The 15,832-nt window shown below is 41.9% G+C and carries 14 protein-coding genes; 10 read left to right on the top strand and 4 right to left on the bottom strand.

Going from position 1 to position 15,832, the window contains the following annotated elements; translation table 11 throughout:
• The first annotated feature begins 58 nt into the window (after nt 1–58).
• The 5 genes from J0X14_RS12635 (at nt 59) to J0X14_RS12615 (ending at nt 4,801) form a co-directional block, all read left to right on the top strand.
• Complete coding sequence (locus J0X14_RS12635; RefSeq protein ID WP_207098159.1) at nt 59–1,105, top strand: DUF6090 family protein; 1,047 nt, start codon at nt 59–61, stop codon at nt 1,103–1,105.
• Nucleotides 1,102–1,839: a DUF6090 family protein gene (locus tag J0X14_RS12630; RefSeq protein ID WP_207098484.1), complete on the top strand. Its 738-nt coding sequence runs from the start codon at nt 1,102–1,104 to the stop codon at nt 1,837–1,839. Before J0X14_RS12635 ends, J0X14_RS12630 begins: the two co-directional genes overlap by 4 nt.
• Before the next feature lie 35 nt (nt 1,840–1,874).
• Complete coding sequence (locus J0X14_RS12625; protein ID WP_207098483.1) at nt 1,875–2,627, top strand: DUF6090 family protein; 753 nt, start codon at nt 1,875–1,877, stop codon at nt 2,625–2,627.
• 63 nt (nt 2,628–2,690) lie between these two features.
• Nucleotides 2,691–4,313, top strand: a complete 1,623-nt coding sequence (locus tag J0X14_RS12620) for a M28 family metallopeptidase (protein WP_207098158.1) — start codon at nt 2,691–2,693, stop codon at nt 4,311–4,313.
• A gap of 29 nt (nt 4,314–4,342) precedes the next feature.
• Entirely contained in the window at nt 4,343–4,801 is a 459-nt protein-coding gene (locus J0X14_RS12615; protein WP_207098157.1) for an SRPBCC family protein, read from the top strand.
• Nucleotides 4,802–4,830: 29 nt separating this feature from the next.
• Here J0X14_RS12615 and J0X14_RS12610 read toward each other — a convergent pair whose 3' ends face one another.
• A complete protein-coding gene (locus J0X14_RS12610) occupies nt 4,831–5,088 on the bottom strand; it encodes a hypothetical protein (RefSeq protein ID WP_207098156.1) in 258 nt (85 codons plus the stop codon).
• Between the two features lie 162 nt (nt 5,089–5,250).
• Between J0X14_RS12610 and J0X14_RS12605 the strand changes: the two genes are divergently transcribed.
• The 4 genes from J0X14_RS12605 (at nt 5,251) to J0X14_RS12590 (ending at nt 9,298) form a co-directional block, all read left to right on the top strand.
• Complete coding sequence (locus J0X14_RS12605; RefSeq protein ID WP_207098155.1) at nt 5,251–6,144, top strand: LysR family transcriptional regulator; 894 nt, start codon at nt 5,251–5,253, stop codon at nt 6,142–6,144.
• A gap of 67 nt (nt 6,145–6,211) precedes the next feature.
• A complete protein-coding gene (locus J0X14_RS12600; protein WP_207098154.1) occupies nt 6,212–6,619 on the top strand; it encodes a thiol-disulfide oxidoreductase DCC family protein in 408 nt (135 codons plus the stop codon).
• A 50-nt stretch (nt 6,620–6,669) separates the two neighbouring features.
• Complete coding sequence (locus tag J0X14_RS12595) at nt 6,670–7,083, top strand: hypothetical protein (protein WP_207098153.1); 414 nt, start codon at nt 6,670–6,672, stop codon at nt 7,081–7,083.
• Between the two features lie 148 nt (nt 7,084–7,231).
• Nucleotides 7,232–9,298: a mucoidy inhibitor MuiA family protein gene (locus tag J0X14_RS12590; RefSeq protein WP_207098152.1), complete on the top strand. Its 2,067-nt coding sequence runs from the start codon at nt 7,232–7,234 to the stop codon at nt 9,296–9,298.
• 31 nt (nt 9,299–9,329) lie between these two features.
• Here the strand turns inward: J0X14_RS12590 and J0X14_RS12585 are convergent, their stop codons facing one another.
• Nucleotides 9,330–10,655, bottom strand: a complete 1,326-nt coding sequence (locus tag J0X14_RS12585) for a dicarboxylate/amino acid:cation symporter (RefSeq protein ID WP_207098151.1) — start codon at nt 10,653–10,655, stop codon at nt 9,330–9,332.
• A gap of 54 nt (nt 10,656–10,709) precedes the next feature.
• Entirely contained in the window at nt 10,710–11,774 is a 1,065-nt protein-coding gene (gene aroC, locus J0X14_RS12580; RefSeq protein WP_207098150.1) for a chorismate synthase, read from the bottom strand.
• A 195-nt stretch (nt 11,775–11,969) separates the two neighbouring features.
• Between aroC and J0X14_RS12575 the strand changes: the two genes are divergently transcribed.
• Nucleotides 11,970–12,926 (top strand): UDP-2,3-diacylglucosamine diphosphatase, encoded by a 957-nt coding sequence (locus J0X14_RS12575; protein ID WP_242528020.1) that lies wholly within the window; start codon nt 11,970–11,972, stop codon nt 12,924–12,926.
• Here J0X14_RS12575 and J0X14_RS12570 read toward each other — a convergent pair.
• The gene (locus J0X14_RS12570; protein WP_207098149.1) at nt 12,897–15,812 is read right to left on the bottom strand and encodes an FAD-binding and (Fe-S)-binding domain-containing protein; all 2,916 of its coding nucleotides are present in this window, start codon (nt 15,810–15,812) and stop codon (nt 12,897–12,899) included. The genes J0X14_RS12575 and J0X14_RS12570 overlap by 30 nt on opposite strands.
• Between the last annotated feature and the right edge of the window lie 20 nt (nt 15,813–15,832).

Raw genomic sequence — 15,832 nt, 5'->3', positions numbered from 1 at the left:
AAATAGGTGAACTTAGGGAGCCCCTTTACGTTTTTATGACCAAACCAACCAAATATCCATGATTAAATTCTTTAGACGGATACGTCAACGACTGCTTCAGGAAAACCGATTTACCAAATACCTCCTTTACGCCATTGGGGAAATTGTGCTTGTGGTCATTGGAATCTTGATTGCGCTCCGAATCAATAATTGGAATGAGGAGCGGAAACGAAAAGAAAACTATCAAGCTACTATTGAGCAGATCTACAATGTGTTGGAATTGGAGAAACAGGAATTACGTTCCAATATTAAGGGATTGGACCTGCAACAAAGGTATGCAGATAGCCTCTACAACTATTCCGATTCCCTAAACATTGAGCAAATTCCAGGGCTTCTTTTTTATATGGAGTCTGAACCTGATGTCTTTACTACATCCATAGCCTTTCATATTCAAAACATGGTTGTCAACCCAAAGGATAAAAGTGAAAACTTGCTGGCGCGAAATCTGACCAATTATCTGTCCCAGTCTTCTTCTGATATTGCTGTAAGTGAAAACCCCATTTCAACAATTTTAATCAAGGAAGGCTTACCTGTCCCAGCCGTTAATTTTGGATATTCGCTCTTAATGGGAACGTTGAACGACCCAGGATACTTCAAGAAAAAAGATTGGGAGAAGGCAAAAATGCTACTCCAAACACAAGAAATTAAAACTGGCTTGATTCAACTTGCCCAACAAAAAGACTTTGAAAAAAATGTATTTGCACAATTGGCTGAAATGGCAACCAATTCGATGGCCCAAATTCAAAACCTGTATCCCGATGTTAGGCTGCTCTATGAAAATATTGGAATCGTTGGAGATGGTACATCCTATAAAAACTGGAGCAATGATGTTTTTTTGATACAGGTGGACGAAAAGAATGCGATTTGGGAGGCCATTGTCGACTTAAACGGTGAAGACATTAAGATCAGGGAAAACAAAAGCTGGAATGTAAACTGGGGAGGAGCCACTTTCCCAAAAGGAGAGCTGGAATGGTTTGGCCCCAATATCCCAACGGAAAAGGGAAAATTTCGACTTGTAGTCAATCTCTCTGAAAAGAATTATGAATTTATTCCTGTAGCCCAATGATCAAATTCTTTAGAAAAATCCGCCAAAAATTACTTTCAGAAAATAAGTTCAGTAAATACTTGCTCTATGCTGTTGGTGAGATTGTACTGGTGGTCATAGGTATTTTGATCGCTTTGCAAGTGAACAATTGGAATGAAAGCCGAAAGAATGCTATTGTCCGAAAAAACTATTCCATTTCCTTAATCAGTGATTTTAAAAAGGATAGTTTAGACCTTAACAACCTAATTGTTAGGCTTAAAGCGGACAGTACGGTATTTGAGGTGATTCAAAAACGAATCAAAGCCTCGCAATCCGAACCTGATACCATAGCTAAACTCTTCCGGTATAAATTTCCCTTTTTAGTACGGGTAGATTATAGTTTTAACAACACCACGCTCGTAAGTTTGGTGGGCAACAATACGGTACACTATCCTGCAGATATTCGTCAGTCCATGGCAACGCTTATTAAAGAACAAAATGATTTTATAAATGCCAATACATCCATGATTGATAAGTACTTTGATATTCTAAATGAGAAATCTTCTTATCCGTTACAAGGCTATTTTTTTGATGGCGGAACTGAAATACAAGACAAAATATGGGCCCAAAACGACCCTTTGGTCTTGGCGGCAGATTTTGAGCGGTTGGCGGATTATAAATTCGCCTACACACAATTGATTCTTCGATTTTCTCAGCATATTCAGGATTATACCCATACTTTAAAAGAAGACCTTCAAACATTGGAAGGCATATAAAAATCTGAAGTTTAGAATAAATAACCCATACAATTATGATCAAGTTCTTTAGACGGATACGTCAACGACTACTTCAGGAAAACCGATTTACCAAATACCTCCTGTACGCTATTGGGGAAATTGTGCTTGTGGTCATTGGAATTTTAATTGCACTTCAAATCAATACTTGGAACGAAAAAAGAATAGAAAACAACAAAAAGCAGTCCCTAATGAAAGGGATCATAGAAGATATAAAAATGGATACGCTGTATTTTTCGTATAGCATAGAAGTCTATGAGCGGCAAAGTAAAAACAGTATTGAGTTGCTAACTGATTCCGTATTTTTAAATATCAAGACAGACTCTTTGTTCAGGAAACTTCCATTAACCAACACCTCTTTCTATGTGAATTCCCAAACTTTTGAGAAAATAAAAAATACAAGTTTGTCCAATTTATCAGGCAACCCCGAGTTGGACAATGCCATTGGGGTTTATTATATTTCATCGGCCAAGGATACTCAGGAACAAATGAATTGGGAAACAAACGAAACTGGGAAAGATGAAGATTTTTGGTTCAATCAAGTACAAATTGAAGCCCCAAATACAGCAACACCTTCATTTTCAGACAACGTTCCCTACAAACAAAGCGAGGCCAAAAGAAAGCAACTATTGCTGAAAGCCATAAACTCCATTGAAGGTAGAAGCAAGATTAGAAGGGCTTTATATCGGAAACAATTGATTTTATCAAGTTTACGAGAGCGGAACGAGTTTGCAAATTGGCTAATTTCAGAGCTGGAGAAGAATTTGTAACCTACAAATAACGGAAGTACAACAAAATTTATAAATAAACCTCACATTCAATTTATACCACCCATGATAAAAAAGTATCTAAAAATTTTAGTGGTCGCCCTACTTTTCGGCGGCTGCGCAAACGAGAAAAAATCAGAACCTACCCCCGTTGAAGTGGACCAAGTCACCCTAGCCCACCACTTGGAACGTCTGGCATCCGATGAATTTCTGGGAAGAAAGCCCTTCACCGAAGGTGAGACCATCACCGTGAACTATCTAAAAGACGAATTTGAAAAATTAGGGCTACAACCCGGTAATGGCGATAGCTTTTTTCAAGATGTGCCAATGGTGGAAATTACGGGAACGCCCACGGAAAAAATGGTGATTTCCGGTAAAAACGGAAGTTTTGATTTAGAACGCCTGAAGGATTTTGTGGCCACAACCAATAAACCCGAAACCAAAGTCAGCCTTGAAGATTCCGAACTTGTTTTTGCAGGCTACGGCGTTGTGGCTCCCGAATATGGATGGAACGATTATGAGGGTGTTGACTGGGAAGGCAAAACAGCCGTGGTCTTAATTAATGACCCCGGTTTTCAATCTGGGGATTCAACCTTATTCAAAGGCAATGAAATGACGTATTATGGCCGTTGGACCTACAAATATGAGGAAGCAGCCCGGCAAGGTGCAGATGGACTTATCATCATCCATGATACCGAACCCGCCGCGTATGGATGGAATGTGGTAGAAGCTGGCTGGAGCGGTGCCCGCTTGACCATTGAAAGTGATGCACCCCTTTTGGATGTGGAATCCTGGATAAGCGGAGAAAGTGCCACCAAAATGTTTGATGCCTCTGCCATGAAAGGTCAAGATTACAAAACCTTGGCTCGAAACAAAGATTTTAAACCCGTTCCGCTGGACTTGACGGTTTCGGTAGGGATTTCCAATGAAATTAAAAAAGACGTCTCTAAAAATGTAGTGGCCCTGCTGCCCGGTACAGAGCAAAAAGATGAATTTATCATCTACTCCGCACATTGGGACCATTTTGGTGTTGGAAAAGTTATAGACGGGGATTCCATCTACAATGGTGCTGTGGACAATGCCTCGGGAACCGCCGGTCTATTGGCTATCGCGGAAGCCTTCAAGAAAAGCGGTGAAACCAAACGCTCTTTGGTCTTTATCGCCGTTACGGGTGAAGAACAAGGCCTATTGGGTTCCGCCTATTATGCCGAAAACCCGATTTACGAGCCCGGGAAAACCGTGGCCAACATTAATATGGATGCGCTTGATAGTCCCGGAAAAATGAAGGATTTGACCATTACCGGGTATGGACATTCTGAAATGGATGCATATGCCAAAGAAGCTGCCGAAAAACAAAACAGGTATGTTATCCCGGACCCAGAGGCGGAAAAGGGATATTTCTTTAGGTCCGATCATTTTAATTTTGCCAAAATTGGGATCCCTGCCCTGTATGCAAGTGGCGCCTATGAAGGCTTTGATATCAGCATTGAGGACATCAGAAAGTATAATGATGATTATAGGATGTACAAGTACCACCAACCTTCCGATGAATATCATGCTGAAACTACGGAATTAAGTGGTATACAATTGGACCTTCAGTTGCTGTTTAATGTGGGCCTGAAGTTGGCCAATGAAGCCTATTTTCCAAAATGGTATGAAGGCAGTGAGTTTAAAGCTGCCCGGGACTAGCAAATACGAAATGAATTGAACACTACACCATGAAAAAAATAACATTTAGTGCCCAAATAAAAGCCCCCGCCCAAAAAGTTTATGAAGCCATGTTAGGGTTAAACGACATCACCACCTATGAACAATGGACGGCTGAATTCAACCCCACTTCCACCTATGAAGGCAATTGGACCAAAGGCGAGAAAATGTATTTTGTGGGAACGGACGAAAATGGCAAGCGTGCGGGAATGATTTCCGAAATTGCGGAAAACAAACCCGCCGAATTTGTATCCATAAGACACATTGGCATGTTGGATGGCGAAACTGAGATAACCTCTGGGGAACAAGTGGAACCTTGGGCAGGAAGTTTGGAAAACTATTCATTTCAAGAAAGTGACGGCATTACCACCGTAACCATTGAAATGGATACTGCAGAGGATTATATTGACTATTTTAATGGAACCTGGCCCAAAGCACTAAACTCACTTAAAAAGATTGCGGAAAACTAAGGCATCCCTTATCCCGCGTCAGTTTTAGTCTACTTGTCACTATCCGTGAGTAGCAATTCCTTCAGTGCCGTATATGAACCCTCATACTCCCAATAAACCAACCGACCAAATCCGTATGAGGTAAGGATATACTTTTCACTAACTGATTGGATTCTATCCACTCGAAGGAGTTTCTTGGTGGGCTTTTCTACAATGACCTCTTCCAGAATTTCCTTGTTTTCGGCATCAAAACCATGCGATACCAGATGGTTTTGGACCACAATCTCTATAAACTTAGGTGTTCTCATCTTTTGAATAGTTGGGCTTTCACATCCCTCTAGCACAATAAGGAATACAAAAACCAAGGGATACGTAATAAAATGCTTCATCTTTTTTTTACAAAGATGCTGGATGTTATTTGATAATAAAAATAGAATTTTATACATTAACTGATACTTAAAAAGTATCACATGCAACTGCGACATATCCACTATTTTCTAACCCTGGCCGAAGAACTCCACTTTAGAAGAGCAGCAGAAAAGCTCTTTATTGCACAACCTGCCCTCACCCGTCAGATAAAAGACCTGGAAGAACAGTTGGGTACAGTACTTTTTAAACGGGATAAGCGAAATGTTTCCCTCACACCTTCTGGAAAGTTTCTTCAGCAAGAAGGCTATCAGCTATTGAAAAAGGTGGAGATGATCAAATCTTCCATAGCTGATATGGGATCAACATTGACCGGTGCCATAACCATCGGCTGTATTGGCTCCGCCATGACACACATTTTGCCCAACCTTATCCATGAGATGGCAGGGAAATTTCCAAAAATGAAGGTGAACATTGTGGAAACCACCACCTTGAATCTCGTCAATCAATTGCTGGACGGACAAATAGATATCATGATAGGCAGACCCCACAAAGAAATGGCCCATGTGCATTCTGAAAACATTTTTACGGACACTACACTTCTGGCGATTGCATCCAATAGTAAATGGAACATAACGGAAAGTTCAAAAGTATCCGAATTGAAAGATGTTCCTTTTTTACTTTTCCCAAGAGCTGCTGGAACCTTTTTTCGAGATGAGATTATCAGTACGTGTGGCCGGCATGGGTTTTCCCCACAGATACAGCATGAAAGTATCAATGCTTTCTCACTTTTAAAATTGGTAGAAAAGGATATTGGAGTATCACTAATGCCCAAAAGCATAACACAAGGCTACAACCTACAGGTAAACTATTTGGAAATAGACGAACTCAACATTCCTTTGGATATGGTTGTCTCCTACCGCACAGACCTGAAGGACGAGTTGCCCAGAACCATTGCTCAAATAATTAAAAGGCACCTAGCTGAAGGGGCAAATTGAATTGCAAAACTCCACTCACTCCCGTTTCTCTCTAGGCTTTCATACCAAACCTCCGTATCTTTGTGGTATGGAAGAGGGCAAGAAAATTATTCTTTTCGACGGAGTGTGCAACCTCTGCAACGGTTCGGTCCAGTTTGTGATCAAACGGGACAAAAAGGACCTGTTTCGCTATGCGGCCCTACAAAGTGAAATTGGCGAAAAGCTGATCGCAGAACGCAAAATCGATATCAGCCAAGTGGATTCCATTATCCTCATTGAACCAGGGGTGGCCTACTATACCAAATCCGATGCCGCATTGGAGATTGCCCAAGACCTTGGTGGACTTTGGAAATTGACCGCGGTGTTCAGCTGGATTCCCACCTCCATCCGTAATGCCATTTATGACTTTGTGGCCCGAAACCGCTACAAATGGTTCGGCAAACAAGAATCTTGTATGATTCCCACCCCTGAGTTGAAGGCTAAGTTTTTGGGGTGATGTAATCACGCAACGCATAAATGGATACTACATCTTATCCAAAAAAGCACATGAAGCACCTCTTAATACCATTCATATTTGGAATATTTCTTTCCAACTGCGATAATGGTGATGATGCGCCCAAAAAGGATGCGCTTACAGGAACTTGGAACGTGCAGCACATCAGTGGTGGATTTGCGGGTATCGATGATGATTATGAATCTGGCGTCATTGTATGGGCTTTCAGTGCAGAAAACGGTACACTGAATGTTGAAAACAAAAACGAAGCTGATGTTATTTACGATGGTTTCCCTACGGGTAGTTATTCCTACGCCATTTTAACCGTGGAAGGTGAGCAGTTTTTGGAAATCGATGGTCAAGAGCAATTTGGAATTGTTCTTTCAAGCGGACAGATGCTCCTTGACGCGAATAAAACATCAACAGGAATGGGAGCGGATGGTTTTCAAATTGTGCTAGTACCCTAACCGCTGTTATTTGCCCTTTAAAGTCCAATTTTTGGACTGACTCATTGAAACGGTGCTTTCGCTAAACCGAATTCGCCCGTTGCGCATTCCTTATTTTAATTGAGCAGTGTCATTGCTAGGTTTGGAACAACATTTAAATCCGACCATTATGAAAACAATAGCTCTATTCTTTCTATCCATCCCCCTTTTACTATTTCCCAACACACAAAAACAACCTTCCAAAATAAAGGAAGTGACCGTTTACCTTAGCGGAGCACAAATCACTAGAACCGCAGAATGCCACTTAAACGAAGGCTCCAATGAAGTTATTTTTGCTGGACTTTCCCATAAAATTGATGAGAGTAGCATTCAAATTTCTGGACTCAATGCCGTGTCCATTCTTTCCATTGCCTACAACATCAACTATTTAGAAAAATCCGAGAGCAATCCCATGGTCAAAGAGTGGGAAGATAAAATTAAGACGTTGGAACATAAAATTGCTTTGCTCAAAAACACCATATTGGGACTGGAAGAGGAGGAAAAGGTAATCACCTCGAACCGATTGGTAAACAGCGATAGTCAAACCTTGGATTTGGAGCAGGTAAAACGAGTAAGCCAATACTATCGAGAACGCATCACTGCCATTAAAAATGAAATTTTTAAGTCCAATCTAAACATCAACGAAACCAATCTGGAAATCATTGCCCTTCAAAAGCAATTGGTCGAGGCCAACAGTGCCCCAGAGGAAGAACAAGGTGAGATTTCCATCAAATTCGATGCACCCATTGCCACCAACTTGAACCTTACCCTTACCTATTTGGTGGAAGATGCGGGTTGGGTGCCCAATTATGATATCAAATCCACTGGATTGAACGCTCCTTTGAATTTAGCCTACAAAGCCAATGTGTATCAAAAAACGGGTCAGGATTGGAACAATGTAAAAATGGTGCTCTCCACCGAAAGTCCCAATTACAATATTGCCAAACCGAATCTTGAAGCCAAATATTTGAACTTTGTGAGTTCATATCAACGGAGATATTCGCCTGCAGCTAAGAAAAAAGGCTATGCTTTTAACCCGAATGTCAAAAAAGTGGTGGGTACTATCACGGATGAATCGGGTCAACCTCTACCCGGTGTCAACGTAGTGATAAAAGGCTCTTCCCATGGAACCACCACCGATTTTGATGGTAATTATTCCTTGGATGTACCCTATGGTCAGGAACTCACCTACTCTTACATTGGAATGGTTCCGCAAGAATTGCCCATCTATTCTTCTATAATGAATGTGGATATGGAAGAGGATGCAGCAATGCTAGAGGAAGTGGTTGTTACAGGATATGGCGAGGATATTTCAAGAACATTGCAAGGCAAAGCTGCAGGAGTTAGCATACGAGGTTATTCCAGTGTTTCAGGTTCGATAGCAAACTCTAGAGTACAATATCAACCACCCGCTCCTCTTTATATTGTGGATGGGATTCCGATGACAAACTTTTCAGAAGGCGATTTGGATGAAAATGAGATTCAGGATATAGAAATCCTAAAAGGAGCAAACGCGGGCGCTATATATGGAAATCAAGGTAGCAATGGGGTGGTCATCATCACCACAAAGAAAAGTCACATAAAGGAAGGTGCTACCAAAACCGCATTTGAAATCAAAAAGACCTATTCCATAAAGTCAGATGGGGACATTACCGCTATTGAAATCAATACCTTTAAAATGCCAGCCTCTTATGAATATTTTGCGGCACCCGTCATTAATGAAAATGTGTTTCTCACGGCCAGTTTCAAGGATTGGGAACAACATCAGTTGTTACCAGGTGAGGCCAATATCTATTTTGAGGGGACATATGCTGGTAAAACGGTACTAGACCCCTATACAACCAAAAAAGAGATGGTACTTTCGTTGGGTATTGATAACAACATCACGGTTTCGCGTCAACAAGACCGTAACTTTAAAAGTAAATCCTTCACCGGAAGCAACCGGATTTTGGATCGCACCTACAATCTTGAGGTAAAAAACAACAAGAATGTTGCTGTCACTTTGAAACTCATGGATAGGATTCCGATGTCCCAAGACAAGGAAATTAAAGTGGATGATGTGGTCACCAACAATGCCAGCTATGATGACCAAAAAGGATTACTGACTTGGAGTTTGGCACTGACACCCCAGGAATCCAAAAAGGAAAATTTTTCCTTTCAGGTGAAATATCCGAGAGGGCGATACATTTCGTTATAACACTTTAGAACCTAAGTTGGGGGAGTGTGGATTATTTGAGTTCATCCAAATGGTCGTCCCACTCCTCTACATGAGGTTCTCCGAGTTTCCCCACAGATTTCGCAACGATCATGGAAACGGTGGCATCACCGGTTACGTTTACCACGGTTCGGCACATGTCCAAGGGTCTATCCACAGCAAAAATCAAGGCCAAGCCAATCGCCAGTTTATCCGCAGGGAAGCCAATGGATTCCAAAACAATGACCAGCATCACCATTCCCGCGCCGGGAACCGCAGCAGAGCCGATAGATGCTAATAATGCGGTTAGAATAATGGTCAATTGACCTGAAAAAGTAAGGTCAAACCCAAGGGCTTGTGAAATAAAAACCGCCGCCACACCTTGGTACAAACTGGTTCCATCCATGTTGATGGTCGCCCCTACGGGCAACACAAAACTGGACACTTCTTTGTCCACGCCGATGTGTTCCTCGACCCGCTCCATAGTAACAGGCAAGGTAGCTGCACTGGAACTGGTGGAAAATGCCAACAACTGCGCCGGACTAATTTCCTTTAAAAACCAAAACGGGTTCTTTTTGGTATAGGCCGATACGATGATGGAATAGAAAACAATCATTAAAACAAGTCCCAAGACCACAACACCGGCATATTTTAGAAGTGCCAACAACAGGTCAGGATCACTGGAGGAAACCACAACACCAGCCAATAATGCAAAAACGGCATAAGGGGCAGTTAACATGATCAAATCCACCATTTTTAGGACCACATCGTTCAGGGAATCAAAGAAATCTTTTAAAGGCTTTGCCTTTTTCTCCCCAATCAACAGCATGGCAATGGCCAACATGATGGCAAAGAAAATCACTTGAAGCATCAATCCATTATCACTTAGTGCAGAAAAAGCATTGTCCGGAACCATATCAATCAGAAATTGCAGTGGACCACTCTCTTTTTGGCGGGAGGCTTCTTCCAATTTAGAAGTTACCCCTACATCACCTGCATATGTATCCGTGAGCTTGGTCACGGTTTCCTCTGAAATACCATTGCCCGGCTGCAATACATTTACCAACAGCAAACCAATGGTGATAGCCACCACTGTAGTTACAATATAGGTGCCAATGGTTCGTAAACCAATATTCTTGAATTTGGAAATATCCTTGAGATCGGAAATCCCTTTGACCAATGAAGCCAAAATAAGAGGGATGGCAATCAGTTTAAGTAGTTTTACAAAAATGGTTCCCAAAGGTTGAATCCAATCCGAAACAAAATCTTTACCCCAAGTTACCTGGGTCATTGCAAATCCAAATAGGATACCCAAAAGCATCCCAATAAGAATCTGCCAGTGCAGTTCGAGTTTACGCATGAGTAGTTTTTAGGAAAGTAAGATAGCATTTTGGCGGGAAATGCCCTAATACGGTCAGATTTTGTTGGTACGGGCCAATAAGGCAAAGTCTGCCAAGACCAATGCTGCCATAGCCTCAACAATGGGCACCGCTCTGGGCACTACACAGGGATCATGTCTTCCCTTGCCTTGGGTTGTCACGGGTTCACCTTCTTTGTTGATGGTCTCATATGATTGCAATATGGTGGCTACAGGTTTAAAGGCAACATTAAAATAAATGTCCATTCCATTGCTGATACCGCCTTGCACGCCCCCACTTCGATTGGTTTTGGTGGTACCATCTGGATTGAAAGCATCGTTATGTTCGCTGCCTTTCATTTTAATCCCCTCGAAGCCGCTCCCGTATTCAAATCCTTTTACCGCATTGATGGAGAGCATGGCTGCACCCAAAGTTGCGTGGAGCTTATCGAAAACCGGCTCACCCAAACCGATAGGTACATTTTGAATGACACAAGTGATGACTCCGCCAATGGTATCGCCCTCTTTTTTAATGGATTTGATGTATTCTTCCATCTTTTGGGCCATCTCTGGGTCGGGGCAACGCACAGGATTGGATTCAATCAACGAAAAATCCAATTCTTGACACGGTTTTTCCATTTTTAGTTCTCCAACCTGTGAAACAAAAGCATTGATTTGAATATCGTCCAAAAACTGTTTGGCAATGGCCCCGGCCACTACCCTACTTGCGGTTTCACGGGCCGAGCTGCGTCCTCCGCCCCTATAATCACGGAAACCGTATTTTTTATCATACACATAATCGGCATGAGAAGGCCGATACGAATCCTTGATATGGGAGTAATCCTTTGATTTTTGATTGGTATTGTGGATGGCAAAACCAATGGGGGTTCCCGTGGTCTTCCCCTCAAAGATTCCGGAGTAGATTTCAACCGTATCCGGTTCTTTTCGTTGGGTAACAATTGCGGATTGCCCTGGTTTTCTTCGGTTTAATTCCGATTGGATTTTTTCCACATCCAATTCAACCCCAGCAGGACAACCATCCAATACACCACCAAGCGCTTTTCCATGCGATTCACCAAAGGTGGTCAATCTAAAAAGTTGTCCAAAAGAATTTCCAGCCATCCGGTATAAAAATTTGCAGTTGCCCAAAGGTAGATGTTCTTCATCTAATTAAAAAGTGACTGCTTTAGTTAATCTTTAAGTAACATAGTTTTCATAGACTTGATGTTTTGTTAACCATAAGCTCATAAATTATTGATTTGAAATTGATTTTCAGTTTATTCCTACGCTGTTTATTTGCATTTAAACCCTCTACACTTGAAAAAAAGGAAGATAGAACTGGCAGTGATTTCAGATGTTCACCTAGGAACGTATGGCTGCCACGCGGATGAGCTTATAGCCTACCTTAATAGTATTCAGCCCAAAAAGCTTATTTTAAATGGTGACATTATTGATATTTGGCAGTTTAGCAAACGGTATTTCCCACCCTCCCATTTAAAGGTCTTGAGAAAGGTCATTGGAATGGCTTCAAAAGGTACCGAAGTTTACTATATAACTGGAAATCATGATGAAATGCTCCGTAAGTTTAGTGATACTTCAATGGGTAATTTTAAAATAGCAAACAAGTTGGTCTTGAATTTGGACGGCAAAAAAGCGTGGATTTTCCATGGGGATGTATTTGATGTCTCCATCCAAAACGCCAAATGGTTGGCCAAACTGGGCGGCTACGGATACGACCTTCTTATTTTGATAAACAGCTTTGTGAATTGGTGGTTGGTAAAATTGGGGCGTGAGAAATATTCGCTGTCCAAACGCATCAAAAACAGCGTTAAAAGTGCTGTGAAGTACATCAACAATTTTGAAAAGACCGCCGCAGACCTTGCTATTGAGAATGACTACGATTATGTAATCTGTGGACACATCCATCAACCTAAAAAAGAGCGCTACGAAAATAAATATGGTAGCTGTATTTATCTTAATTCCGGGGATTGGGTGGAAAATTTGACCGCTTTGGAGTATTCGTTCAAACGTTGGAGAATCTATCACTACAACCACGATAGGCTATCCCCTTTCTTTGTGGACGAGGACCTTAAAGAGATGGACATGAATGAACTGATTGCTTCCATCACCGACAAGGAGGTAGACATGGAAGAGATTCATGAAGAAACTCTAAGTGACGAAGATTTCAACGATGAGCCATCATCAAAGGAAGATACCACCAATCAAACCCAAAATAAAGCAAAGTTAGACAATCAGGGCCTCTCGCAAGATTGATACAGGGTGCTGCGCATCCCTTTTCGTACCATCTTTTATTTGATGTCTACAACTGGTTCCATTGGCAGCGATCAACGTTTCTTTTTCGCTTTTCTTCACCGCAGGGAACAATTTTAAACCACCGACCTTCATACTGGTCTCATAATGCTCTTTTTCATACCCAAAAGACCCTGCCATACCGCAACAACCCGATGCAATAATCGCGACCCTATAATTCTTGGGTAGATTCAGTACATCAAAGGTCACTTTTTGATTACTCAACGCTTTTTGATGGCAATGGTTATGGATTTTCACGGTGCGGTTCTCTTCTGTAAAACTCTCAGCCGTAATATGGCCTTCAGCAATTTCACGAGCCAAGAATTCTTCAATCAAAAACGATTGAGCAGCTAATTTGGATAAAAGCTGTTTGTTATCATGGAGTCGTTGGTACTCATCCCGAAACGAAAGTATGGCAGAAGGTTCCAATCCAACTATGGGAATTTCTTTCTCTAAAAATGGCTTTAATCTTGCCATATTTTTCTCCACCAATTTCTTGGCTTGTTTCAAAAATCCCTTGGAAAGATACGTTCTTCCACTTTCAGCGTAAAATAGCTCCACATCGTAGCCCAGCTTGCACAGGAGTTCTATAGCATCCTTACCCACCTCAACATCCAAGTATTTGGTAAATTCATCCAGATATAGTACCACTTTCTTTTTGGAAAGGTCGGTGTTCTTCAGATTGAATTTTTCCAGATGCCTTTCAAAATTGAAATTGTGCACTTTGGGAAAACTTCGTTCCGAAGCCACTCCAGACGCTTTTTTCAACAGTCCACTTAAATTTTTGGAGCCATAAATAGCATTGGTCAAACCTGAAATTTTACTTCCCAAAGCATTCACCTTGGTATTGTAGGCAAACAATTTACTGCGCAACGGATACCCATTCGATTCCTGATACTGATAGAGAAATTCCGCTTTTAAGGTGGCCACGTCCACATTACTGGGGCATTCACTGGCGCACGCTTTGCAGCTCAAACACAGGTCGAATACCTCCTTTAATTCTTTTTGGTCAAAACGATTGGGTTTTTCGGATTGGGTCAAAAATTCCCGAAGCGCATTGGCTCTACCGCGGGTGGTATCTTTCTCATTTTTTGTAGCGTGATAACTGGGGCACATACCGCCAGACATAGCATGACTTTTTCGGCAATCGCCACTTCCGTTGCATTTTTCGGCAGCTTTTAAAATGCCCTCGCTGTCTGAGAAATCCATCAAGGTTTTTACCTCAGGTTCTTCCCGGTCCACCTCATAACGAAGGGACTCATCCATGGGAAAGGCATCCACAATTTTTCCAGGATTGAAGATGTTATTGGGATCAAATATCTTTTTTACCCGTTTCAACAGCTCATAGTTGGTTTCCCCGATCATCAATGGGATAAATTCCGCACGAACAATACCATCACCATGCTCCCCACTAAAACTTCCGTTGTATTTTTTGGTGAGTTTGGCCACGTCCGTCGTGATGGAACGGAACAGGACCACATCTTCCGATTTTTTGAGGTTGAGGATGGGACGCAAGTGCAGCTCCCCTGCCCCAGCATGGGCATAATACACCGCTTGCTGGTCGTACCCTTTCATGATTTGGGAGAACTCCATGATGAAATCCTTGAGATCTTCCAAGGCCACAGCAGTATCCTCAATACAGGCTACGGCCTTTCGGTCGCCCACCATATTGCCCAGCAGTCCCAATCCGGCCTTGCGGAGCTCAATGGCCTTATTGATATCATCGCCTTTTAGAATGGGATTGGCATAGCTTAGCCCTGATTTCTCGATGGTTTTCAATAAAGACTCTAGTTGCTCTTGAAGTTCTTCGTCGGAATGGGCCTTTAACTCCAACATTAAAATTCCGGCTGGATCTCCATCCACAAAAAAACGATTGGCCAGTTGAGCCCTATTGTTTTTAGTACAATCCAAGATGACTTTGTCCATCATCTCACAGGTATGCAGATTGTGCTGCATTACCGGGGCCACATCGCTCAAACAATCTTCCAAAGTTTTATAATGTGTAGCCACCATAGCGGATAATGGAGGTGGCAAATCGTCCAATTGCAGGGTAATCTCAGTAGTAAACGCCAAAGTGCCCTCACTACCAGACAGTAATTTGCAGAGATTGAAATCTTCTTTATCGTTTCCAAAAAGATTGTTCTTTAAAAGTTCATCAACGGCATACCCTGTATTTCTTCGGTGTATACTGGGTTTCGGGAACTCAGCCAGAATATTCTTTTTGTTTTCTTCATTGGAAAGCTCCTTTTCCAGGGATGCATAAATCTTACCTTCTAAAGTTTCTTCTTGCTTTTTTGAAGCATACATCGCTTTGGAAATATCCGAAAAGGTTGCTTCACTGCCATCGGAAAGCACGCAATGCATGGCCAATACCTTATCCCTAGTAACCCCATATTGAATGGAGGTAGTCCCAGAAGAATTGTTCCCTACCATCCCTCCTATCATACATCGGTTGGAGGTTGATGTGTTGGGTCCGAAAAATAGACCGAACGGTTTTAAATATTGGTTCAGTTCATCACGAACGACACCAGGCTGTACTTTTATTTGTTTTTTTTCCTTGTCCAATTCCAAAATCTGGGTGAAATATCGAGATACATCAACCACAATACCATCACCCACACATTGTCCGGCCAAAGAGGTCCCTGCTGTTCTAGGAATAAGCCCTACCCTATTTGCGTTTGCAAAGCGAATCAACGTTTTCAGGTCTACCTCATTCTTAGGATAGGCTACTGCCAAAGGTGTCTTTCGATACACCGAAGCATCAGTGGCATAGAGAGCTCTGCTGAGGTCATCAATCATCAATTCTCCCTGCAATTCTTCAGAAAGGGCTTTTAACAAATTTTTATCCAATTTGGAATAATTTTTAACTT

The organism is Allomuricauda sp. CAU 1633 (assembly GCF_017313225.1).
Classification (GTDB): Bacteria; Bacteroidota; Bacteroidia; order Flavobacteriales; family Flavobacteriaceae; genus Flagellimonas.
This window is presented reverse-complemented; position numbering and strand designations above follow the sequence as displayed.